This is a genomic window from Mycobacterium sp. 852002-51961_SCH5331710, from assembly GCF_001665535.1.
Taxonomy (GTDB): Bacteria; Actinomycetota; Actinomycetes; order Mycobacteriales; family Mycobacteriaceae; genus Mycobacterium.
Genome location: NZ_LZSQ01000084.1, coordinates 43709 through 68939 on the forward strand (window position 1 = coordinate 43709; position 25231 = coordinate 68939).

11 protein-coding genes and 1 tRNA gene (1 of these 12 only partly in view) are annotated in these 25231 nt (G+C 65.8%); 4 read left to right on the forward strand and 8 right to left on the reverse strand.

Annotated elements, in window-relative coordinates:
• The 3 genes from A5752_RS13865 to A5752_RS13875 all read right to left on the reverse strand — a co-directional run.
• A protein-coding gene (locus A5752_RS13865; RefSeq protein WP_067086249.1) for a non-ribosomal peptide synthetase crosses the window boundary here: on the reverse strand, window positions 1-15931 show its 5' portion. It extends 14084 nt beyond the left edge of the window; only the first 15931 of its 30015 coding nucleotides appear in the window; its start codon is at window positions 15929-15931; the stop codon falls past the left edge of the window.
• Between the two features lie 39 nt (window positions 15932-15970).
• Window positions 15971-16192, reverse strand: a complete 222-nt coding sequence (locus A5752_RS13870) for an MbtH family NRPS accessory protein (RefSeq protein ID WP_067086413.1) — start codon at window positions 16190-16192, stop codon at window positions 15971-15973.
• A 176-nt stretch (window positions 16193-16368) separates the two neighbouring features.
• On the reverse strand, window positions 16369-17220 hold the full coding sequence (locus A5752_RS13875) for a class I SAM-dependent methyltransferase (RefSeq protein ID WP_231983405.1): 852 nt from the start codon (window positions 17218-17220) through the stop codon (window positions 16369-16371).
• Window positions 17221-17338: 118 nt separating this feature from the next.
• On the opposite strand from A5752_RS13875, the gene A5752_RS13880 reads away from it, so the two are divergent.
• Entirely contained in the window at window positions 17339-18070 is a 732-nt protein-coding gene (locus A5752_RS13880) for a hypothetical protein (RefSeq protein WP_502686729.1), read from the forward strand.
• Between the two features lie 15 nt (window positions 18071-18085).
• Here A5752_RS13880 and A5752_RS13885 read toward each other — a convergent pair whose 3' ends face one another.
• Window positions 18086-18940, reverse strand: coding sequence for a phytanoyl-CoA dioxygenase family protein (locus tag A5752_RS13885; RefSeq protein WP_067086251.1), 855 nt, complete (start codon window positions 18938-18940; stop codon window positions 18086-18088).
• 166 nt (window positions 18941-19106) lie between these two features.
• The gene (locus tag A5752_RS13890) at window positions 19107-20621 is read right to left on the reverse strand and encodes a carotenoid oxygenase family protein (protein WP_231983406.1); all 1515 of its coding nucleotides are present in this window, start codon (window positions 20619-20621) and stop codon (window positions 19107-19109) included.
• A 79-nt stretch (window positions 20622-20700) separates the two neighbouring features.
• On the opposite strand from A5752_RS13890, the gene A5752_RS13895 reads away from it, so the two are divergent.
• Window positions 20701-21273, forward strand: a complete 573-nt coding sequence (locus A5752_RS13895; protein ID WP_082963888.1) for a TetR/AcrR family transcriptional regulator — start codon at window positions 20701-20703, stop codon at window positions 21271-21273.
• Window positions 21274-21811: 538 nt separating this feature from the next.
• Here the strand turns inward: A5752_RS13895 and A5752_RS13900 are convergent.
• Window positions 21812-21897, reverse strand: a tRNA-Tyr gene (locus tag A5752_RS13900).
• A 106-nt stretch (window positions 21898-22003) separates the two neighbouring features.
• Between A5752_RS13900 and A5752_RS13905 the strand changes: the two genes are divergently transcribed.
• Together A5752_RS13905 and A5752_RS13910 are read left to right on the forward strand one after the other, a co-directional pair.
• Entirely contained in the window at window positions 22004-22495 is a 492-nt protein-coding gene (locus tag A5752_RS13905; protein WP_067086258.1) for a YajQ family cyclic di-GMP-binding protein, read from the forward strand.
• 141 nt (window positions 22496-22636) lie between these two features.
• Window positions 22637-23662 carry an NAD(P)H-dependent glycerol-3-phosphate dehydrogenase gene (locus tag A5752_RS13910; RefSeq protein ID WP_067086261.1) on the forward strand — a complete coding sequence of 342 codons (1026 nt, stop codon included), beginning with the start codon at window positions 22637-22639 and terminating at the stop codon, window positions 23660-23662.
• A 25-nt stretch (window positions 23663-23687) separates the two neighbouring features.
• Here the strand turns inward: A5752_RS13910 and A5752_RS13915 are convergent, their stop codons facing one another.
• Both A5752_RS13915 and htpX read right to left on the reverse strand, forming a co-directional pair.
• Window positions 23688-24224 carry a hypothetical protein gene (locus A5752_RS13915; protein WP_067086420.1) on the reverse strand — a complete coding sequence of 179 codons (537 nt, stop codon included), beginning with the start codon at window positions 24222-24224 and terminating at the stop codon, window positions 23688-23690.
• Window positions 24225-24323: 99 nt separating this feature from the next.
• The gene (gene htpX / locus A5752_RS13920) at window positions 24324-25205 is read right to left on the reverse strand and encodes a zinc metalloprotease HtpX (protein WP_067086263.1); all 882 of its coding nucleotides are present in this window, start codon (window positions 25203-25205) and stop codon (window positions 24324-24326) included.
• Window positions 25206-25231: the final 26 nt, after the last annotated feature.

The following is a 25231-nucleotide window of genomic DNA, read 5'->3' on the forward strand; positions in this document are numbered from 1 at the left end:
TGACGTACCGGCGATACGATCCGGCGGCCGACAACCGCTGGCCGAAGTAGCTCGCGAACAACTCTTGCGTCAGGATGGGCAGCGACCAGCCGTCGATCACGATGTGGTGGAACGTCAGTAGGCAACGATACCGGTCCTCGGCGGTGCGAATCAGCGCCGCACGAAACGCCGGTGGGTCCGCCAGACGGCAGACCGCGGCGCGTTCGTCGTCGCATACCTCCGCGACCCGCTCGGCGGCGTCCTCACCAACCAGATCGAGATATCGCCAGGCCGGTCGCGCGTCGGCGGGGATGACCTGCACCGGTGGGTCGTACTCTTCGCAGAATCGAGCGACCAGGTGTGGGTGGCGTGCGGCAACGAAGTGGACCGCCGCTTCCAAGCGATCGGGGTCCAGCGGACCGGTGATCGTGATGTCGAGTTGCATCGCGTACAGGTCGTCACCGCTGCCCTGTGTGGTGTTGGCGTGAAACAGGAGGCCCTGCTGCATCGGGGTCAGCGGGAGGATGTCGGCGGGGCGGAATTGCGCCTCGAGCCCGTCGATTTGATGCTGGTTGAGCCGGGCGGGCGTGATATCCGAAGGGGTCAGCCCGCCGCCACCCTGCCGGACGTAGGCGCAGATGCCGCTCAGCGCACCGAAGAACAGCTCACTGAGACGGATGACGTCGGCTTGGTCGACGGCTGACGGAGCCCATGCCCACTTCGCGTGCAGCTGTGGTCCGGTGTCGGTGTCGACGGTCGCGGCGTTGAGTTCGACGGTGTGCGCCAGCGGCATCGGGACGGCAGCGGCAATGTCGATGAGCGACACGTCATCTCTGCTGACCGTCCATAGCTCGCCGACAACTCCGGTCTCGGCGCCGCCGAGGCGCCCCAGATAGTTGAACCCGATCGTCGGGTCGATCGCCGGCAGTTCGGTCTCGTCGTTGAGGTAACGCAGCAGTCCGTATGTCAACCCCTCGGGCAGGCTGCGAAGTTGTTCCTTGGCGTCTTTCACCACGGTGCCCAGCACGGCGTCGCCAGCGACGGTCTTGGTCCAGTCCAAGTCTGGAATAGCCAGGACGACAGGGTGTTTGAGGGTAAACCAACCCACCGTGCGCGACAAGTCGAGATCCGGCGCGAGATCGTCGTACCGACCGTGACCTTCGACGTCAATGCCGACGGGTTCGCCGCGGGCGTCGAGGAACCGCGACCAAGCGATCGCATAGGCGATCAGCAGGATGTCCCCTATCCCGGCGTGAAACGCGGCGGGTACCTCGCCGAGCAGAACGCGGGTGGTGTCCGTGTTCAGCGCTGCGGACAGATGGCCCGCGCTGGAGTAGGTGTCGATGTCGGGCTGCGGCGCGGGGAGCGCGGGCAACATCGTTGTGACGTGTCGCCAGGCGTCCGCCTGGCGCAGTACCGCAGGGTCGTGGGCGCGCTCCGCCAATAGCGACGCCCACCGCTGGAACGACGTTCCTGCCACCGGCAGGTTCACCGGCTGCCCGTTGCGATGTTGCGTCCAAGCGATATTCAGGTCTTCGAGAAGGATCCGCCACGACACCGCATCGACGGCCAGATGGTGGATGATCACCGCCAGCCGGCCGGTGCAGGGCACCCAAAGCGCGCTGAGCATCCGGCCTTCGGCGGGGTCCAGCCGCGAGCGCGCCGCTCTCACCGCGTCCTCAGACAGTTCGTCGACCGCCGCGACGCACGCATTGACATCGACTGAACCCGGATCCGGCACCTGCAGTGCCCAGCCGCCGGCCTCGCGCTCTACTGCGTGCAGGCGCAACATGGCGTGCCGGTCCAACAGCGCCTGCAGCACGGTGCCGACATCGGCGCGCGTCACCCCGCCGGGTGCTTGAACGATGATCGTCTGGTTGAATTCTCGGATGGGGCCGTTGATTTCGTGTAGCCAGCGCATAATCGGGGTGGCCACCACTTCCCCGAGGCCTTGGTCGATGGGGCCGATGTCCGCGGTCAGCACCCGCGCGGCACGGGCAAGCCGGGCCGCCGTCTGCTCGACGAAGATGTCCCGCGGCCGGCACGTCACGCCCGCTGCCCGAGCCCGCGCCACCACCTGCATCGACAAGATGCTGTCACCGCCGAGGTCGAAGAACGAGTCGTCGACGCCGACCCTCTCGAGTCCCAGCACTTGAGCGTAGATGCCGGTCAGAATCTCCTCGACCGCGTCGGCCGGTGCGCGGTACCGGTCACTGTCCTGGTATTCGGGCGCGGGCAGCGCGCGGACGTCGAGCTTGTTGTTTGGTGTCAGCGGCAGGCTGTCCAACCGCATCACCGCGACCGGCACCATGTAAGCCGGGAGCCGCTCGGCCAGCACAGCGCGCGTTTCGGCGGGGTCTGCCGCCCCGGTGATGTAGCCGACCAGTCGTTTGGCGCCGGGGTGGTCTTCACGAGCGACCACGACTGCCTGCTCGACGCCGGCCAGTCCGGCGAGCGCGGCCTGGATTTCGCCGAGTTCGATGCGGTAGCCGCGGATCTTGACCTGCTCGTCGGCGCGTCCCAGGTACTGCAGTTGGCCGTCAGCACGCCAGCGCACCAAATCGCCGGTGCGATACATCCGCAGCCCCGCGCCGCCCCTGAACGGACAGGCCACGAACCGCAACGCGGTCAGTCCGGGCCGGCCGATGTAGCCGACTGCGACTCCGGCCCCGGCCACGTACAGCTCACCGATCGATCCGGGCGGCACCGGCCGCAGCACGTCGTCGAGAACCAACAGCGCTGCCCCGGACACCGGTGAGCCGATCGGCACGCCCGATCCCGGCACCAGTGGGTCGCTGATGGCCACACACATCGTGGTCTCGGTCGGGCCGTAGGCGTTGATCATCACCCGCCCGGGTGCCCACTGCTCGACGACCTCGGGCGGGCACGCTTCGCCGACCACCACCAACGCGGTCGAACTTAGTCCCTCGCGTGGCAGCATCGCTGCGGCAGAGGGTGTTTGGGTCAGCACGCTGACCTTCTCGGCGGTCAGCACCGCGTGAAAGTCGTCGGGCGAGGCGGCGACGTTCTCGGGTACTACGACGACCCGTCCACCGTGCAGCAGCGCGCCGAAGATCTCCCAGACCGAGACGTCGAACGCCAACGTATGGCAATGCGCCCATACCGCCGGCCGCGGCAGTCCGGCGTCCAGCGACGACAACAGCTGGGTCACGTTGTCGTGTGTGACCGCAACGCCTTTGGGCACGCCGGTGGTGCCCGATGTGTAGATGACGTACGCGACGTGTTCGGCGGGCGGCGGCGGCAACGCGGTGTCCGGCTGAGTCGCGATGCCAGCATCGTCGACGTTGACCACGAGCATGTCGAATCCGTCGAGGGTGTCGCGCAGGGCGGTCGTGGTGACCGCGGCGATCGGTGCGGCGTCGGCGATCATGAACTCGATACGCGCCGGCGGCAGCGCCGGATCGATCGGAAGGTACGCTGCTCCGGTCTTGAGCACCGCAAGTATCGCCGCGACCGACTCGGCCGAACGGCTCATCGCCAACGCGACGCATCGTCCCGGTCGTGCCCCGTGGCTGATCAACAAGTGCGCCAGCCGGTTCGAAAGCAGGTCCAACTGCCGGTACGTCCAGGAAGTGTCCAGACAGGTGACTGCGACCGAATCCGGTGTGTGCTGCACGTGACCGGCGAACAACGCCGGAATCGAGTCCATCGCCGGCATCGCGGCAGTCAATCCGACGAGGTTACCGAACCGCTCGAGTTGCGCGTGCTCTTGGTCGGCGAGCACGTCTACCGCAGACAAGCGCTGCGCCGGATCTATCGTGATCGCCGTCAAGACCCGCTGCAGCCGTACGGCCAGGGCCTCGACGGTGACCGCGTCGAACACGTCGGTGCGGAACTCGACCGTTCCGCCGATCCCGTCGCATTCACCGGTGTCGGTCCAGCGTTCGGACAGGGAGAACACCAAATCCATACGAGCGGTGTGGGTGTCCACGGGTAGCCGGGTGACCTGTACATCGCCGAGCGTCAGCCCGGTGGCTGCGTCGGCGCCTCCGACGGACGTCTGCCAGGCCAACGCGACCTGTACCAGCGGGTGATGGGTCAGGCTGCGGGCCGGGTTGAGCCGATCGACCAGCACTTCGAACGGCACATCCTGGTTCTCGTAGGCGTCCAGGCTTTTCCGTCGCACTTGCGCAAGCAACTCAGCAACCGTCACGTCGCCCGCCAGATCCACCCGCAGCACCAAGAGGTTGACGAAGAAACCGACGAGGTCGTCGAGTGCGGGATCGCGGCGTCCGGCGATCGGGAACCCAACGGCGACATCGCGACTGGCACTCAGCCGGGACAGCAACGCAGCCAGACCGGCTTGGACGACCATGAAACTTGTCGCGTTGTGCCGCGCGGCCACATCCCCCACCCGGCGCTGCAATTCCGCCGGCCACTGGACAGTCACCGTGGCGCCGCGCTGCTCGGCCACCGGCGGGTAGGGACGGTCGGTCGGTAGCTGCAGCCGTTCGGGCATCCCCGCCAGCGCGTCCTGCCAGTACGCCAGTTGCGTTCCGATAAGACTGCTTCCGTCGTCGAGGTCGCCGAATTGCTCACGCTGCCACAGTGTGTAATCGACGTACTGCACAGGCAATTGCGGCCAGCTCGGTGGCTGCCCTGCGCACCGGCTCGTGTATGCCGCGTTGAGATCACGTACCAGCGGAGCGATCGACCAGCCGTCGGCGGCGATGTGGTGCACCACGCCCGCCAACACGTATTCGTTTTCACTGGTGCGGAACAGCCGAACCCGCAACGGAATCTGCGAAGACAGGTCGAAGGCCAGGCGTACCGCTTCCTCGACGGCGTCACTGAGCCGCTCCGCCGACCAAGCAGTGGCGTCGACGATCTGCCAGCCGAAGTCGGCCCTGTCGGCGTGCACGACAAGCTGCTGTGGGACCCCTTCTGGAGCCGGGAACAGCGTACGCAGACTCTCATGGCGGGCGACAAGGTCGAGAAGAGCCGCGTGCAGCGCATCGACGTCGAGCCGGCCTTGCAGTTTCAGTGCGATAGGCATGTTGAAAACTGCGGAAGGACCTTGCAATTGGTCGAGGAACCACAGCCGGTTCTGGGCGAACGACAACGGAATCACCGGGGGACGCGCGACCGGGACCAACGGCGCTCGCCGGACCGCCTCACCGCCGAGACGGCTTGCCAGCTCGGCGACGGAGGGCGCCTCGAATAAGGCACGCACGGAGAGATCACGGTCGAGGCTGGTGTTTATGTCGGCGACCACGCGCATCGCCAAGATGCTGTCCCCGCCGAGGTCGAAGAAGGAGTCATCGACACCGACGTGTTCGAGCCCGAGCGCCTGAGCGTAGAGGCTTACCAGGATCGCCTCTACGGGAGTGGCTGGGGCGCGGTAGTGACCGACAACTTGGTACTCGGGTGCGGGCAACGCGCGAACGTCGAGTTTGCCGTTCGCCGTCAGGGGCAGCACGTCGAGCACCACGACAGCTGCGGGCACCATGTAGGACGGCAAACGTTCGACAAGCGCGAGCCGCACCTCAACCGGATCGATTGCCCCCGAGATGGTTTCGACGAGGTATGCGACCAGGCGCTTGTCGCCGGGGCGGTCCTCACGCGCGACCACCGCCGCCTGTTCGACACCATCCAGTTCAGCGAGTGCGGCGCGTATCTCGCCGAGTTCGATCCGATAGCCGCGCACCTTGACCTGCTCGTCGGCCCGACCCAGGTACTGCAGTTGCCCATCTGCGCCCCACCGCACCAAGTCACCGGTGCGGTACATCCGTGCGCCGGGCTCGCCGTCGGGACATGCGACGAACCGCGACCCGGTCAGGCCGGGCCGACGCCAGTATCCGACGCCGACCCCACGGCCCGCCACGTACAACTCACCCACCACACCGTGGGGTACTGGACGCAACCACCCGTCGAGTATGTACAACGCGGCGCCCGGGACGGGTGCACCGATCGGCACGATGTCGGATCCTGCCGTCAACGGCGCGCTGATCGTTGCGTACACGGTGATCTCGGTCGGTCCGTAGCCGTTGATCATCACTCGACCCGGCGCCCAGCGATCCACCACCTCGGCCGGGCAGGCCTCACCGGCCACCATCAACGTGATGGCCGCTAGATTCTCGGATGAAAGTGCCTGCACCGCAGTCGGTGTCTGACTCAGCACGGTGACGTGCTCACTGCACAGCAGCGCGTTGAGGTCCTTCGGCGAGCGAGTCACCGACTTGGGTACCACCACAAGCCGGGCGCCGGACAACAGGGCCCCCCAAATTTCCCAGACCGAGAAGTCGAACGCCAGCGATGCACAGTGAGCCCATACCTGATGCGGCCCAAGCTCGAGGCCGACGTCGAGGGCGTCGAAGAGGCGGGTGACATTGTGATGCGTGACCGCAACGCCTTTCGGGATACCAGTGGTCCCCGACGTGTAGATTATGTGCGCGATGTCGTCGGCGGCCGGTTGGGGCAGCGCGCTACTTGGCTCTGCGGATATCGCGACGTCGTCGAGTTCGACGACAGGGATGCCGATGTCGTGCATCCGGTCCGCCAGGTTGGTGGTGGTGAGTACGGCGGCAGGTGCGGCATCGGCGACGATGAACTCGATGCGAGCCCTGGGCGTCGACGGGTCGATCGGCAGGTAGGCGGCCCCGCTCTTGAGCACGGCCAAAATCGCCACTACGGCCTGCGCCGATCGCTCGGACACGAGCGCCACACACCGGCCCGGACCGGCCCCGTGTCGAACCAACAAGCGGGCGAGTCGGTTCGACGCCTCATCGAGTTCGCCGTACGACATCGATTCGCCCTCGAAGGTCAGCGCCACCGCTCGTGGGTTGCGCGCCTTCTGCGTGGCGAAGAGCGCCGGGATCGTTGTCGGCGCCGCGGTCTGGGTCAACACCGCCCGGTTGCCGTACCGCTCGAGAACGGCGTGCTCGTCACTGTCGAGTAGATCGATCGACGACAACCGGCGCGTCGGGTCGGCGGTCATCGCCCGCAGCACCCGTTGAAGTCGCCGGCTGAGCTCGTCGACCTCAATCGCGTCGAACACATCGGTGTCGAACTCGATGCGCACCCCCAATTCCGTGCCCGGCTGTGCGACGACAGCGAGCGGGTAGTGGGTGGACTCACGGCCACTGACCTCGGTGATGGTCAGCCCGTTGCTGAGCAACGTGCGGGTGTCGACGGGATAGTTCTCGTACACGAAGACCGTGTCGAACAGCAGATCCTGGCCGGTGGCGTGGTGGATCTCGCTCAGTGAGAGGTGCTGGTGTTCCAGTGTGTGGTTGTAGCTGCGCTGCAGTTGGTTCAGCAACTCGCCGACGGTCGTCGCCGAGGTGATATAGGCGCGCACCGGCACCGTGTTGATCAGCAGGCCGACCATCGATTCAGCGCCGACGACATCGGTGGAGCGCCCGGACACCGCAGTGCCGAATGCGACATCGTGCTGGCCGGTCAGTGAAACCAGCAGCTGTGCCCAGGCGGCCTGCAGCACGGTGTTGATGGTCGAATGGCAAGAGCGCGCCAGCTCGCCGAGCGCCCGCGTCAAGTCCGCGCTTACCCGGAACGCGGTGGTCTCTCGCGGCCCGAGCGTCAGCCGGTTCGGAGGGCCGACCAGCGTGGGCGTGTCGAAGCCGGCGAGCACCTCACGCCAGGCTGCTTGCGCCGCGGAGTTGTCCCGTTCGGCGAGCCACATGACGTAACGGCGGTAGGAGCCGGCGGCGGGCAGTCGATGCCCGTAATAACTAGCGAATATCTCCCGGGCGACGATCGGCAGCGACCAGCCGTCGAGCACGATGTGGTGGTTGGTCAGCACCAGTCGGTGTCGGTTCGGCGCGATCCGCACTACGGCCGCTCGAAAGGCAGGTGGGCGGGTGAGGTCGCAAACCGCGGCACGTTCGCCCGCGCACAGCTTCGTGATCGCCTCAGCCACAACGGTATCGAAGGGTTGGTAGACCCCGCCTGTCGTCGCTGTGTCGGCCGGCGGCGCGCAGGGGGCCAGGCCCGCCGCCGTCGTGGCAGCGGCCGCATCGATGCCGGCGTCGATGCCGGTGGCCCCAAGGTCGAGGAACGTCCAAGGAATGACAGGGTCGGCGGGAATGACCTGGACGGCGCGGCCGTAGTGGTTGTCGAATCGGGCCGCGAGGTTGGGGTGGCGCTTGGCCACCGTCGCGATGGCGTGTCGGAGTCGCGGCGGATCGAGTGGGCCGTCGATCGTGATGTCGAGTTGCATGGCATACACCGCGTCGTCTGCGCTGGCCGTGGTGTTGGCGTGGAAGAGCAACCCTTCCTGTAGTGGGGTCAGCGGAAGGATGTCGGCGACGCTGCCCTGCTGCTCGAGTTGGTCGATCTGGTCCTGGTCGAGGACAACGGGTGCGATGTCGGAGGGTGTCAACCCGCCGCCGCCGCGTTCGACATGGCGGCAGATGCCCTTCAGCACGTCGAACCAGAGTCGGTTGAGCCGGTCGACTTGGCTTTCGTCCAATATCGATGCCGTCCATATCCAATTCGCCTGTAGCATCTGGCCGTTGGCGCCCTCGAGGGTGGCGACGTTGAGCTCGACGGTGTGTGACAGCGGCATAGGCACCGCCGCGACCGTATCTGCCAACGTCAAGGCGTCATCGCGGACCCGCCACATGTCCTCGGACATCTGCACGCCGCCTGTGTCCAGCCGTCCGAGGTAGTTGAAGCCGATGGCCGGATCAGCCTCGGGTAGCTCGACACCGGTGTTGAGGTAGCGCAACAGGCCGTATGTCATGCCGTCCGGCAGAGCACGCAATTGTTCCTTGGCGTTCTTGAGCAAAGCGCCCAAGGCAGCGTCACCGGCTAGCACCTGAATCCATCGCGGCGGATCGAGGGTCAATGTCACGGGATACTTCGTGGTGAACCAGCCCACCGTCCGGGACAAGTCGAGCCCGGGGGCCAGGTCTTCGTTGCGCCCATGGGTCTCGACATCGATGACGACGGAGTCGTGCTTTGCGAAGAACGTCCGCCACGCCAACGCGAACCCGATCAGCAGGACGTCTTGCACGCCGGTGTGTAGCGCCGACGGTGCCTGCCCCAACAGCACGCGCGTCGTCTCCGGATCCAGCGATGCTGAAAGTCGGCTCGCGTTGGCATAGGTGTCTCTTTGAGGTCGTATCCGGGGCAAAGCCGTCGACGTAGTGGACGCTTCCCGCCAGGTGTCGGCGAGTGCGATGACCGCCGGACTGTGAGCATGCTTGTCAAGTAGCGTCGCCCAGCGCTGGAACGACGTGCCCAGCGGTGGAAACTCGATCGGCTGTCCGCTGTGATACTGCGTCCAGGCGATGTTGAGGTCTTCGAGGAGAATCCGCCACGACACCGCGTCGACGGCGAGGTGGTGGACGATCAAGCACAACTCTCCGGTTGTCGGCGCCCACAGACCGCTGAGCATCACGCCCGCGGATGGATCAAGCCGAGAACGCGCCGCTACCAATGCATCTACCGTCAGCGCATCTACCGAGCGCAGACTTGCGGCGGCCTCAACGGATCCAGGCTTGGGCACGTAAAGCGACCAGCCCGACGGGCGGTGTTCAACACGCAGCCGCAAGGCGGCGTGGCGGTCCAACAGCACCTGCAGCATGGCGACGACATCAGAGTGAGTGACGCCAGCCGGCGCCTGCACCACCACGGTCTGGTTGAATTGGCTTGTATCGCCGGGTATCTGCTGCAGCCAGCACATGATCGGCGTTGCTTTGACGATACCGACGCCCTCGTCGGCAGGGGTGGCTTCATCGCGTGCTATCCCGGCTACCCTGGCCAACCGGGCGACGGTCTGCTCGACGAAGATGTCGCGAGGGCGACACTGCAGACCTGCGGCGCGGGCTCGGGCCACCACCTGCATGGACAAGATACTGTCGCCGCCTAGATCGAAGAATGAGTCATCGACGCTGACCCGCTGCAGGCCCAGCACCTGCGCATAGATGCCGGCCAACACCTCTTCGACCGCATCGGCAGGCGCCGAGTACTGCTGCGAATTCTGGTAGTCGGGAATCGGCAGCGCGCGGGTGTCGAGCTTTCCGTTCACAGTCAACGGCAGTGCGTCAAGAAACACGACCGCCGCCGGCACCATGTACGCAGGCAACCGGTCGGCCAGCGCCGATCGGACGGAGGTCGGATCGACTGTCCCCGCGACTTTTTCGGTGAGGTAGCCGATCAGCCGTTTGATCCCGGACTGGTCCTCGCGGGCTATTACGGCGGCTTGCTCGACACCGTCGAGGGCGACGAGGGCGGACTGTATTTCGCCGAGCTCGATGCGGTAGCCGCGAATCTTCACCTGCTCGTCGGCGCGACCCAGATACTGCAGTTGGCCGTCCGCGCGCCAGCACACCAGATCGCCGGTGCGGTACATGCGTGTGCCGGGCCTGCCGAACGGGCAGGCCAGGAACCGGCTTGCTGTCAGCCCGGACCGACCCAGATAGCCGAGGCCCACGCCTCGACCGGCGACGTACAACTCGCCGACCACCCCGGTCGGTACCGGGTGCAGCCACTCGTCGAGAACGAACAGCGCAGCAGTCGGCACGGGCGCACCGATCGGCGCCGCCCCGGTGTCTGGCTGCAGAGGCGCGCTCATCGACGCGTACACCGTGGCCTCGGTCGGCCCATAGGCGTTTATCACCACCCGGTCCGGCGCCCACCGATCCACCACCTCGGCAGGACACACCTCACCGCCAAGTAACACTGCCACCCCTTCGAGCCCCGACGGACTCAATGCGGCCACCGCTGAGGGGGTTTGGGTCAAGACGTTGACCCGTTCCCGCACCAACAGCTCGTGGAAGTCGTCGGGCGAAGCGGCGATCGCTTCAGAGACGATCACCAGTCGCCCGCCGCCGAGCAGGGCGGCCCAAATCTCCCAGACCGAGAAATCGAAACCGTAGGAGTGACATTGCGTCCACACCTGCGTTGCAGGCAGATCCGGTGGCGTCGAGGCGACGAGGTGAGACAGGTTGCGATGGGTGATGGCCACCGCTTTGGGAGTTCCGGTGGTCCCGGAGGTGTAGACGACGTAAGCGATATCCTCGGCTGCCGGTGCCGAGAGGGTGGAACCGCGTTGTGCGTCCTCGCCTGGGTCGGCGGCGTCGAACACAGCGAGGGCATAGCCGTCGAGTCGCTCTCTCAGATCGGGGGTGGTGAGCGCGGCCACCGGTGTGGCGTCGGTGAGCATGAACTCGACGCGGGCGTCCGGATGGGACGGGTCGATCGCAAGGTAGGCCGCCCCGGTCTTGAGCACCGCCAGCATCGCCACGATCGCCTCGGCGGAGCGTTCCAGCAGCAACGCGACTGTCTCACCGGGACGCGCACCGTGAGCAGACAGCAGATGTGCCAACCGATCTGAGGCCAGGTCGAGTTCGCGGTACGTCCACGAATCCCGTCCGCAGCTGATAGCAACCGTTACCGGGTGGCGCGTCACGTGCTCGGTGAACAGCTGCGGTATCGACGCGGCTGCAGGAGCCGGGTCGGCGAGCACAGCACGGTTGCCGATCTGATCCAGCCGAGCGAGGTCGGTTGCGTCGAGCAATTCGATCGACGACAAGCGCGCTGCCGGATCAGCTGTCATGGCCATCAGGACCCGCTCGAACCGTTGCAACATAGTCGTGATCGTGTGCGCGTCGAAAACGTCGCTGCGAAACTCTACTTCACCCGAAATACCAGCCGGTTCACCACTTTCCGTCCACTGCTCGGCCAACGAGAAAGACAGGTCCATGCGCGCGGTGTGAGTGTCGACCGGAATCTGGGTGACTTGTAGTCCGTCCAACGCCAAGGGGGTTGGGGAGCCCGCATGGCCGGGAAGGTTCTGCCAGGCCAACAACACCTGGACCAGCGGATGATGGGTCAGACTGCGGGTCGGGTTCAGGCGTTCGACGAGCGCCTCGAAGGGTACGTCCTCGTTCTCGTAGGCGCCTATGCTGCGTTGGCGTACCTGCGCGAGTACCTCATCGACCGTAGGGTCCTCCTTGAGGTCAACCCGCAAAACCAACGTGTTGACGAAGAAACCCACCAAATCGTCCAGCACGGGATCGGTGCGGCCCGCGATGGGAAACCCCATCGCTACATCCGCACTGCCACTCAACCGCGACAGCAGCACCGCGAGCGCCGCCTGCACCACCATGAAACTGGTCGCGCTGCAATTCGCGGCCATTTGACGCACCCGCTGCTGTAGTGACACCGGCCAGTCCACTGGCACGGTGGCGCCCCGCTGGTCGGCCACTGGCGGGTAGGGACGGTCAGTTGGAAGCTGGAGCCGTTCGGGCATGCCCGCCAAGGCATCATGCCAATAGTCCAGCTGTGCGGCGATCAGGCTGCGACTGTCCGCCAGATCACCAAACTGCTCACGCTGCCATAACGCGTAGTCGACGTATTGCACCGGCAACACAGACCACTCAGGCTCTCGAGCCCGTCGGCGACTTTCATACGCCTGAGCCAGATCATGCGTTAGCGGTGCCATTGACCAACCGTCAAATGCGATGTGGTGCAACACGATCCCCAACAGATACTCTTGGGGGCCGATCGAATACAGTTGAGCGCGAAGCGGAATCTCCACCGATAGGTCGAACGGATAGGCTGCCAGAGCAGTCAATTCGCCGAACGCCTCACGCTCGGACATCGATTCCATCGGCATGCCGTGGCATCGCCACATCGCAGCGCCGGCCGACAGCACCTGTTGATATGGCACACCGTCGGTTTGGCGATACACGGTCCGTAGCACTTCGTGTCGCGCGACGACATCGTCGAAGGCGGTGCTGAGCGCCTCGACGTCAAGTGGGCCACTGATTCGCAGGACCGTCGGCATGTTGTACGCGCCCGGCTGCAGCTGGTCCAGGAACCACAGTCGACTCTGCGCGAACGACAACGGAATCACCGCAGGCCGCTCGCTGGCGACCAACTGCGGGCGCCGACTTCCGTCAGCTCTGACACGGGATGCCAACAGCGCGACCGAGGGCGCATCGAACAACGCGCGCACGGTCAAATGGGCATCGACGGACTTGGCGATCATGCCGATCGCGCGCATCGCCGACAAGGAGTCGCCGCCGAGGTCGAAGAAGGAGTCGTCGACACCGACGCGTTCGAGCCCGAGCACACGGGCATAGATACCGGCCAGCATTTCCTCGAGTGGGTTGGACGGAGCGCGATACCGATCGGCGTCGACGTACTCGGGGGCCGGCAACGCGCGGGTGTCGAGCTTGCCGTTGACCGTGACCGGCAACCCGTCGAGCACCACCACCGCGGCCGGCACCATATACGGCGGTAACCGGTCGGCCAACGCCGCACGGGCCGCGCCCGCATCCACCGCACCGGTCACATACCCGACCAGTCGCTTGTCCCCGGGGCGGTCCTCGCGCGCGATCACCACCGATTGCTGCACCCCGGCCAGTCCGGCCAGCGCCGCCTGCACCTCGCCCAGTTCGATGCGGTAGCCGCGGATCTTGACCTGCTCATCGGCGCGCCCGAAATACTGCAACTGCCCGTCTGGACGCCAACACACCAGATCCCCGGTGCGATACATCCGCTGCCCCCCACCGGCGAACGGACACGCCACGAACCGCGACGCGGTCAATCCCGCTCGACGCCAATACCCCACCCCCACACCGCGACCCGCGACGTACAGCTCGCCGACCACACCGGCGGGGACCGGACGCAGCCACCCGTCGAGGACGAACAACGCCGACCCTCCAGCCGGTGCACCGATCGGCGGGGCACCCGAACCGGGCACCAATGGAGCACTCCTGGATGCGCAGATCGTCGTTTCGGTGGGGCCATAGCCGTTGAGCATCACCCGGCCCGGCGCCCACCGGTCCACCAACTCGGCCGGGCAAGCTTCGCCGGCCACCAGTAGCGCTATCGAGTCCAGACCCTCCGGCGCGAGCGTCCCCAGCGCCGACGGCGTCTGGCTTAGGACACCGACGCTCTCGGCGACGAGCAAGGCGTGCAGGTCTTGCGGGGAGGCCGCGACCTCCTCAGGCACGATCACCAACCGCCCACCGTGTAGCAGTGCGCGCCAGATCTCTTCGACTGAGGCGTCGAAGCCATACGAATGCCATTGCCCCCACGCCCGCGGGGACAGGTACTCGTCCGGCGGACCGAGTAGCCGGGTGAGGTTACGGTGGGTGATGGCAACACCCTTGGGAGCCCCAGTGGTGCCCGAGGTGTAGATGATATGGGCGATGTCGTCGGGATCAGGTGGCGGCAACGGGTCGCCGGACTGTAAATGCGTTGCTGCGTCGTCGACGTTGATGACCGGCAGTCCGTATCCGGCGAGCGAAGAGGCCAGGCCAGCGGTCGTCATCGCGGCAACGGGCGCAGCGTCCTCGATGATGTAAGCGATACGGGCCGTGGGCGTCGCCGGATCAATCGGCAGGTATGCCGCACGGGTTTTCAAGGCCGCCAAGATCGAAACAATCGCCTCGGCACTGCGCGAAAAGAGCAGCGTCACTATCTGTCCTGGCCGCACGTTGCGTGAGACCAGCAGGCGAGCCAGTCGATTAGACGCCTCGTCCAACTCGCGATAGGTCCACGTGCGATCACCGCATACCAGCGCGACCGCATCGGGGGTGCGCGTCACCTGCGCAGAGAACAACCCCGGGATCGACGACGGCGTGGGTAACGCCGTGGTCAGCACCGCACGATTACCACATTCGTCCAGGCGGGCATGCTCGTCCGACCCGAGGACAGTCAACGTCGGCAACCGACTTTCGGGAGCGGTCGCCATGGCGGTCAACATCCGTTGCAGACGTTCAGCCAAATCCGACGGCGCGAAGTTCGCGAACGGTTGCCCCGCCCCGGCCGAGCAGAACGACTGTTGATCACCAACCCCGACAAAGAACAAGCCGAAGTACCCCACCGGGCCAAATGTTGTGTATGTTGCCGTCGCCGGCGCACCGGCGAGGTTCAGCGACAGACGCGAGGGAACGAAGTTGAGCACGACCCGGTCCGGTGCTTGGCTCAAGCGGCGATGGTCACCGCCGAGCTCTAGGGATTGCACCGGAAAACGTTGATGACGCAACAATTCTCGGGTTCGCTGGTCGACTTGTCGGCAGAGGTCGGCGACAGTGGACTGCGGCGACATTTTCAGGACCAGCGGGACGACTCCGGCGAGCATCGCAGGAAGAGTTTTCGTCTTTGCGTCGGCCCGCCTGCTGACCGGAAAGTCGAGCACCACCTCCGAGTCGCCGCAGCTGCACCCGCGCACCAGCAGCGCGCACGCGGCAGTGAGGACCGACGACCGCCGGATGCCCAGTGCCTTGGCCAACTCTTTGACGCAGCCGACGACGGCCGGATCCAGGTGGATCGGAGTCGATGGCCTGTGCGAATCGGTCGTGCCTGCATCTCGCGGTAGCCGAAATCCTGGTGCGATTTCCGATGGGAGGTTTTCCCGCCAGTACGCTTCGTCCTCCAGGTAGTCGGTCGACGACTCGTACTCCAACTCGCTGCGCACAAAGTCCCGAAGAGAACCGAAGAAGGCGGGCGGGGCGGGCGTACCCGCGATAAGGGCCGAGTAGATAGCGGCGATGCGCCGACCCACCAGTCCCATGCTCATGCCGTCGATGACAATGTGATGACAGCATGCGAACCAGTAATATTCGCCAGGGCGCGTCGCAAACAGCGCAAACTTCATCAGCTTGCCGTCGAACGGCATCGGGGTGCGTTCGATCGCTGTCGCTATCCGCCGGGCTTCCTGCTCAGCGCGGTCGGAGCCGATCAGGTCGTAGCGAGCCAATTCGAGGTCGGCGTAGTCGATCGCTCGCTGGACTATCTGACCGTCCTCCTCGAAGAAGGCGGCGCGAATAGGTTCGGCCTCCTGCAGCCCGAGCCTGATCGCCTGTTCGAAGACGTCCGGCTGGATGGTGCCCTCGATCTTGACGAACATGCCGAGCTGCCACTCGGTGCCGGAGTGGCCCGTCTGCTGGGCAAGCCATATGTCAAGTTGCCGGCGTGTCAACGGCAATGCCTGGTTGTCAAGCTCCATTCGAGCCCTCGATCCAGAAGATATTGAAGGAAAGCCCGATCAGGCCTGCCGCGATCTGAGCCGCATGCGCGGGCTCTTCGGCCGTGTGTCAGACCAGTTCTGCTCGATTAAGACCAGACACCTAGCGCGGTCCGCTTCCCCGTGAACCACCCACCAGCCGGCTGGCCCCTTCGTGAAGGCCGGCCACGCGATGTGCCGCCCCTCGCCGGTGACCCGAACGAGTAAACTGCGGTTGTCGTCGTCGAACGGGCTCCCGTTCATCTGGTTCTCTCCCAAACCCCGCTTGAGTGAAACCGGTTCGACGCTAACTCGTCGTCACACGCGACCACGCAGTTTCGGCAAAAAATTATCGTGGCCGTAAGAAACGTTTGATCAGCGATTTGTTGTTATATGGGCTACCAAACGCGAGGACATGCGGGGAGCGCTGCGCTGGGGGTCTAGAACGCGTATCGGAAGATACGGTCATAATTTCGGGTCGTGCGGATCAGGCTCTGTACCCGGTACAAAAGCCGCGGGGTCGTGAGCGGGATTTTTTCGAATCCGGAAATGACCGAGCTGTTATCGACGAGGCGCAGTCGGGCATCCCACCAGGTGATCTCGCGGCCGTCGCGGGTGCCCCATTTGATGATGCCGGATCTCGACAGTCGAGGTCCCCACGGCGACAGGAGGTCGACGAGGAGCTCTCCGGTATCAAAGCGATCGAGCAGCTCAGGCAACAGACGCGCTAAATCCTGCTGGGTGAGATACATCAGAACACCCTCTGCGACGATCAGCGCGGGACCGCCCGTCGGGATCTGGTCAAGCCAGCTCGGATCGGTGATCGACGACCCGATCATCTGATAGCGACTGGACTCCGCGTACAGCTTCCGGCGCAACGCGATCACTTGCGGTAAGTCGACGTCGAACCATCTCACGTCCGGCGGTATTGCCAAACGTACTGCGCGACTGTGCAATCCACAACCCAGGTGCAACACCGTGGCATTCGGATGCGCCGATAGGTAGTAAGTGACGAGTGCGTCGAACTGCGCGCCACGCAATGCCACACCGAACTGATTGATCGCCGGGCGCACCGCACGGTGGACACGTTCCCAGTCGTACTCGATGCGTGCGACGTGCTGTGCAGCGACCTGGTCACCCAGTATGGGTCGGCCGGATCGGCTCTCACAGGCCCTTAGGTAGAGCATGCACAGCAGTGTCCACTCGACCGATCCCCAACGTACGCCGGTGAAGTCAACCTTGCCGCGACGAGCGTCGACCGGTTCTGGCGTTTCCGGGTTCGTCACGTCCACCCCCAGTCCGCGCTACGCTTCCGGTTCGTCGGCGTTCGACGTGCTTGCCGCGCGGCCAGCCTAACGGCTTACGGTCGACGGCGGCTGGTACTTGCGCCGAACCCGCCTTCAGTCGCCGGTGACAGGCTATTCATTGATCACCGGCATTGATGACACGGTCGACTTTGTCGGTGCCGTCACCGGCAAGCGGTGGAGACAAGGAGACCGGTCGGCGGTGTTGGTGTCGACGCACGAGCGCACACTCGAGATCGTCTCGCTCGAGGCGCTGCCCGAACACGCCGTCGACGTGCCCGACGACCCCGGGGTCTCTGTAGCCGAGTTTTGCCAGAACGCCGTCATAGCGACCGGCCCGTCCTACCGTGAACCCATGGCAGAACAATCTCCCGCTGTGGAGCCGTCGCATCCACCGGACAAGGTGCTGCGAATCGTGAATCCGCTGATTGGCGGGTTGCTGCGCACTCCCCTGGTCGGGTCGCTGCGCAGTCGCATGATGTTGATCGACGTCGTCGGTCGCAAGAGCGGGCGTCAGTACTCAATTCCGGTGAGCGCGCACAGAATTGACGGGGAACTGTATGCGCTGACGTCGGCGCCGTGGAAGAACAATTTCCGCGACGGGGCCACCGCCGACGTGGTGCTCGACGGCCGGACGACGAAGATGCGCGGTGAACTGTTGACCGACACCGCGCTCGTCGCCGAGTTGTCGCACCGCTGCGCGAAGGCCTGGGGACCCAAGCGCGCGCCGGCGATGATGGGGCTGAAGTTCCGCGACGGCGGCATCCCGTCGGTCGAGGATTTCGCCGACGTGGTTCGCCGGGAGCGGATGGCCGCGGTGCGGTTCACCCCCGCGTAGCGAATTGGGTTGCGGTCAGGGCTCTTCGAGGAGCCTCAGGGGATGCAGCCCGTCGACCGCGCCGACGAACGGCGGGTGGATGCTGTATCCGATCATTCGGCGGATGTCGTCGGACACCTCTCGCGCGGTGTCGCGGGATATCGACAGCGTGAACGCCTCCATCGGCCGCAGCCACGGCTGGCAGTATTGGGCGGTCACGGCGAGTCGGTCGGTGTCGGTGGTGTTCGCGCCGCCGCCGTGCCAGAGCGTGCCGACGAAGAAGACGCATGAGCCCGCGGGCATGACGACGGGCATCGCGGGGTCGTCCGGTTCGGGGCGGCGCCTGCCCCAGCGGTGGCTGCCGGGATAGAGCACGGTGGCGCCGTTGTCGGCGGTGAAGTCGTCGATCGCCCAGATCGTCGCGGCCGCAAGCGGGTCGCGCGGCCGCGGGATCGGATAGAAGCCGTCGTCGTGGTGGGCCATCTGGGCGGTCTCGCCGGGCTGGATGTTGATGGCCTGCAACGCGGACAGCAGGTAGTTGTCCATGAGCAGCCGGTCGAGAACCGCCAGCACCCGCGGATGGTCGACCAGCCCGTCGCAGACCCGCGTCCTGCTCAGCAGGCTGTACACGCGCTGTGTGTGCCGCCCCTCGAACGCGTTGCGCCCCGTATGCGCGAGCCACGGCGCGACCGTCTCTTTGATCTGCCGGCACTCGTCGGCGCTGAGCAGGTTCTCCCAGATGAGATAGCCGTCGCGGTCGAGGGACGCCATGTCGGCGTCGACGACCGCCGGGTCCACCTCGGCGCCGCCGGTCGGTGTCCACTTGTATCGGCGTGCCAGATCGCCGCGCAGGTCCTCGAGTGTGGTGACGGGTTCGTCGTCGATGCTCATCAGCAGCCCTCCCCTGCGTTCGGTCGGCCTATGCAAACACTGAACCTCGCTGGGGCACGGGTCAAGGACCTCGGGGGCTGGGCCTGGGGGCTCGTTTGTGAATATGGCGACGGACTCGGGTGCGAAAACGTCGTCAGATTCACAAACGGCGCCCGCTACAACGGTTTCAGCGGGGGCGCGGGGCGAAGTTGCCGTGAAAGCCCTGCGGAATGTGGTGGCGCAGGTGGGCGGCGGCGATCGGACCGGCGGCGATGTCGGCGGCGTCGAAGATCACCAGGCGCGACGTGTGCGTGCGCGCCTGGTATTCGACGGAGAGCACCCACCCGTCGTCCTCTGCGGTTGCCTTGGGCTTGGCGGCGAACACCGGCTCGCAGAAGCTGTTTCCGGCCTCGGGTGTGGTGTATGTCGACGCGGAGGAGTCGCTCAGGTCGAGTCTGGTGATCGAGTCGTAGAACGACACCAGATGGTGGCGCGTGTTGACGTAGGCGTACCGATGTTGACGACCCTCGACTGCGTCGTTGTGACGGGGGAATTCGCAGGGAAGATCGGACAGCGCTTCGGCGATGACGCGTCCCGACCGTGTGAGGCGGTAGCGCATGAACGTCGAAGGGGCGTCGTCGAGGGGTGCGACGTGGAAGCGGTTGAGCCGCTGTAGGAGTCGGCCGTCGTCGTAAATGATCGCGTCGATGACGGTGTCGCCGTCGTCGTCGTAGGCGTTGCTGAGGTGGAACATCAGGACAGCGTCGTATTCGATGGTGCGGATCTTGCCGCCGTCCCGCGGCACCAGGACGAACACGCTGCCCCGCTCGGGCCGGTACCGCATGGCGTCGCCCATCGGCTTGAGCCCCAGCAGCACCGGTAGCGCAGCCGGGATGATGGGCGAGACCACGAACACCAGATGGCTTTCCGTCAGCGCGAAGTCGTGCACCATGGCGACGTAGGGCAGCCGCGCCGAGCGGAAGTGCTTCAGCCGACCCGTCGGATCGGTGCGATAGATCCGTAGGTGCGGCCTCGGGATGAACTCGACGCCGAAGTTGAACATCTCGCCGGATCGCGGGCAGAAGCACGGGTGCGCCGAATACGAACCCACCCAGCGCAATTCGCCGCCGAATCGGCGGACACGGATGGTTTCCAGTGTCTCGGGGTCGATCTCGTGCGGTGGCCCGCCTTCCCACAAGGCGTACAGCCGGCCGGCGTGCTCGACGACGTTGGTATTGGCCAGATTCGGCGGGAGGCGACCGATGTTGGACTTGATGCCGCCGGGCGCGGCGGTGCCCATGTGGTTGAGCCCGGTCTTGCCGAGATAGTGGTTGGTCCGCACGTACCGGTTCTTGTAGTGAACGGCGCCGTCGGCAATGGTGAAGGCCGACAGCATGCCGTCGCCGTCGAAGAGGTGATGTAGAGGCCGACCGCTGTGGTCCTGCCAGCGGCCGGGGCCGTTGCGGTACAGGGTTCCGTCGAGCTCGGCCGGGATGGTCCCGCCGATGTCGTCGACCCGGTAGTCGTATTCGGTTAGTTGCGGCTCGCTGACGCCGAGGCTTCGGAGGTCGGCACCGTTGAGGGTCGCGAGTTGGGTCATCAGCTGGTCGCGCTCCCTGACCTGCAGGGTCCCGAGATAGCGGTGGAGTTCGGGGAGATGGGGCCCGCCGGTCGACGCGCTGGGCATGGACGTTTGGGTCAACGGTCGCTCCTCTACTGAGACTAATCCGGAATCTAGTCTCAGTTCGGGGGCGGGCGCAATGGTGCGGTACAAAGAGTCGGTGGCCAGGACTCGTTCGTCGTCACAACTGGTGCAGGCCGCACTGGAGTTGATCAGCGAATCCGGCCTGGATCGGCTGACGCTGAGCCAGGTCGCGGAGCGCGCCGGCGTATCGCGCGCAACGGCCTACCGCGAGTTCGGCGACAAGGACGGCCTGCTGGGCGCGATCGCCGAGCAGGAGATCGGTGCGATGATCGCCGCGACGCTCGCGGCGTTCGACCCCGACGCCGATCCCAGTGCGCAGACGTCCGCTGTCGTCACCACGACGCTGCGGTACCTGCGCAATCACCGGGCGTTCCTCTACATCCGCGATCACGAACCCCACTGGCTGCTCGATGCCGGGCTGCCCGTCGGCAACGATCGACTGAATCTGGTGCGGACGGTGGCGGCGATGGTTGCGCAGGCGATTCCGGATTCCGACCAGCTCGCGCTGACCCCGGTCGCCGCGGCCGAAGTCGTCGTCCGGACTGTCCTGTCGCACACGCTGATCGAGGACAGCGCGTTGACCGACGATGACGTGGCCGAGGTGGTCAGCCGCGCCATCACACGGGCGTCGGGCTTACCTGAAGGATAGGAAAAGCTGACCTGCGGGGCGTGAAGTCTGGCTTTCCGGCGATTCCGCGGTACACCGGTCGGGCGCGACGATCGATGGCATGACCAGAACCGTCACGACCAAGGTCTCGACCGTCGACGAGACGACCGAGACGGGCAGCATCGATTGGCTCACGCTGGCCGACGAGGTCTTCCCCGCCGACGCACTGTGAGCCGGACGTTGCGTCGCGATAGCCGCGAGTCTCCGTATGCAGCTATGTTTTTCGCGACCACACGGGCGTCAGGGCCCGCCCTTGACGTAGTCGTTCTGCCCGGGAGTCGCCGATGCTCAGCATGAATCGCGGGCGAGCTGGATCTGGCTCTTGATCTCGCGGTAGGCCTGGACTCGTGCCATGACCGCATCTGCCGCCGAGCTCGCGGGCGAGGTGTCCGGAGCAGCCTCGATTCCCGACCGGGAATCAGGGATTTCCCTATGATTGGCGACTCTCATTTGCTAGGAGGCGTTCGGTCGTTGCCTCAGAAGCGCAATCAGGCCCGCTCGAAGGCGGACCTGACATGCATGGTGGCAGGTGCAGGATTCGAACCTGCGTAGGCGTAAGCCGACGGATTTACAGTCCGCTCCCATTGGCCGCTCGGGCAACCTGCCTGGGTGCTGCACCGGCCGGGCGACCCGGTTTGGTGCGACTTGCAGGGTACAACGAGGATGGGCCTAAGACGAAAACGGCACCAGACCATCAGGGAGGACGGATCCAATGGCGGATTCATCGTTCGACGTCGTGAGCAAGGTCGACCGCCAGGAGGTGGACAACGCTCTGAACCAGGCCGCCAAGGAGCTGGCCACCCGATACGACTTCCGCGGCACCGATACGTCGATCGAGTGGCAGGGCGAGGAGACGGTCGTCATCACCAGCTCGACCGAGGAGCGCGTCAAAGCCGCCGTCGACGTCTTCAAGGAGAAGCTGGTCCGCCGCGACATCTCGATGAAGGCGTTCGACGCCGGCGACCCGCAGGCATCGGGCAAGACCTACAAGGTCAGCGGCCAGATCAAGCAGGGCATCACCAGCGAGCAGGCCAAGAAGATCACCAAGATCATCCGTGACGAAGGACCCAAGGGCGTCAAGGCGCAGATCCAGGGCGACGAGATCCGCGTCAGCTCCAAAAAGCGCGACGACCTGCAGGCCGTTATCGCACTGCTCAAGGGCGCCGACCTCGACGTCGCGCTGCAGTTCGTCAACTACCGCTGAGCGGCGCGGGCCCGCTTCGCGAGTTCTGCACCGGGGCTGTGCTCCTCCGGGCGACCGCAGCCCTGGCGTAGAAATCGACGCGCTGTTGCGGCGTTCCCGAATCGGCCCTCGCGACGACCCGTCCGACCTACCCTGATCGGCATGGCACCTCAGCAACGCGTACCCCAAGTCGTCGTTCTCGGTGGAGGCTCGTGGGGCACCACGGTGGCGTCCATCTGCGCTCGCCGCGGGCCGACGCTGCAGTGGGTGCGCTCCCAGGAGACCGCCGACGACATCAACGTCAACCACCGCAACTCGAAGTACCTGGGCAACGAGGTCGCGCTTCCCGAGAGCCTGAAGGCGACCACGGACTTCACCGAGGCGGCCTCGTGCGCCGACGTCATCGTCATGGGCGTGCCGTCCCACGGCTTCCGCGGCGTGCTCACCGAACTGGCGAAGGAGCTGCGGCCGTGGGTTCCGGTGGTGTCGCTCGTCAAAGGCCTCGAGCAGGGCACGAACTTCCGTATGAGCCAGGTCGTCGCCGAGGTGCTGCCCGGGCATCCGGCCGGGATCCTGGCCGGGCCGAACATCGCGCGCGAGGTGGCCGAGGGGTACGCCGCGGCCGCGGTGCTCGCCATGCCCGACCAGCAACTCGCCGCCGACCTGGCAAGACTGTTCCGCACCAAGCGTTTTCGCACCTACACCACCGACGATGTGGTCGGCGTGGAGATGGCCGGGGCATTGAAGAACGTCTACGCGATCGCCGTCGGCATGGGCTACTCACTGGGCATCGGTGAGAACACCCGCGCGATGGTGATGGCCCGCGCGATCCGCGAGATGTCCAAGCTCGGTGAGGCGACAGGCGAGCACCGCGACACGTTCGCCGGCCTGGCCGGCATCGGCGATCTCATCGTCACCTGCACCAGCCAGCGCAGCCGCAACCGGCACGTCGGCGAGCAGTTGGGAGCGGGCAAGCCGATCGACGAGATCATCTCGTCGATGAACCAGGTCGCCGAGGGCGTCAAGGCCGCGAGCGTCATCATGGAATTCGCCGACCAGTACGGCATTTCGATGCCGATCGCGCGCGAGGTGGACTCCGTGGTCAACCACGGCTCCACCGTCGAGGAGGCCTACCGGGGCCTGATGGTCGAAAAGCCCGGCCACGAGGTGCACGGCGCCGGGTTCTAGCCGCCTGCCGGTTCACCAAGCGTCGTCAGTTGAAGAACGGGTTGGTGCCCTCGGGCCGTTCCAGCAGCGGATCCCTGCCGCCGTTGATGATGTAGCTGCCCGCCGGGCTCAACACGAAGCCCGACTGGTTGCGGCTGTCCGAGCACGTCGTGACGCCGCCATCGCTGCCGCAGCTGACGGTCTGGAAGCTGATGCGCGAGCCGGCCGGAAGGGGTTGGGCGTCGGCGACGACGGCGAATACGTCACCCGTCGTCACGGAGAACTGCGGGACACCCGGGCCGCCGCTGACGAAGTTCGCACCGTTCGGCGCTGCGGGAATCGCGCCGCTACAGCCGTAGCCGCCGTTGCGCTGCAGCACGCAGGTCAACCCGTCCGGCGTCTTGAACGCGTACCAGTTGCCGTCCATCTTCGCGAACTCCGACAGCTTCACCGGCGCGAACGCGTTGACGTTCGGCGCCGGTGGCGCAGGCGGCTCCGTCGGCTGCGCCGCGGCGATACCCTGCGCGCCGATGAGGGCCGCCCCCGCAGACCCGACGACGCCGATCAACACCCTGTTCAACACGGTCCACACCCTAAGGGGTGGCGAGGAGAATCGCAGCACACAGATCACATCGCCGCAGGTCGGCGCGCTGTTACGGGGCGCTCCGGCTCCGGGCGACGGTCAGTAGTAGCCCGGTCCGCGGCCGGCCATCGACTCCAGGCGCGCGATGCGGTCGCCGATCGGCGGGTGCGTCGAGAACAGCTTGCCGATCTTCTCGCCGGCCCGGAACGGGTTGGCGATCATCAGGTGCGCCTGATCGGCGAGTTTCGGGTCGGGCGGCAACGGCGCCTGCTCGACGCCGACGCTGATCTTGCGCAGTGCGCTGGCCAACGCCAGCGGGTCGCCCGTCAGCTCCGCACCCGACTGGTCGGCCTGGTATTCCCGCGAGCGCGAAACCGCCAGCCGGATCACGGTCGCCGCGATCGGGCCGAGCATCGAAACCAGCAGAATCGCAAAGGGATTCGCGCCACCTTCCCGGTTACCGCCGAACAGTGTCGCAAAGTAGGCGATGTTGGCCAGCGCGGTGATGACCGCGGCCATCGCGCCGGCGACGCTGGAGATCAAGATGTCGCGGTTGTAGACGTGCGACAGTTCGTGACCCAGCACCGCGCGCAGTTCGCGTTCGTTGAGGATCTGCAGGATGCCGGTCGTACAGCACACCGCGGCGTTGCGCGGATTGCGGCCCGTGGCGAACGCGTTCGGGGCGTCGGTGTCGCTGATGTACAGCCGCGGCATCGGCTGGCGCGCCGTCGTCGCCAGTTCCCGCACGATCCGGTACATGACCGGGGCCTGCATCTCGGTGACCGGCTGGGCGTGCATCGCACGAAGCGAGAGCTTGTCGCTGTTGAAGTACATATAGGCGTTCATGCCGACGGCGAACAGGACCGCCAGGCCGATGAGCGCGGTATTGCGGAACAGCGAGGCGATGAACACGATCAGCGCCGAGAACCCCACCAGCAGAGCGAACGTCTTGGCGGTGTTCGCGTGCGGATGCCAAGTCATCGCTTCCTCCTTCAGACCCAGAGACT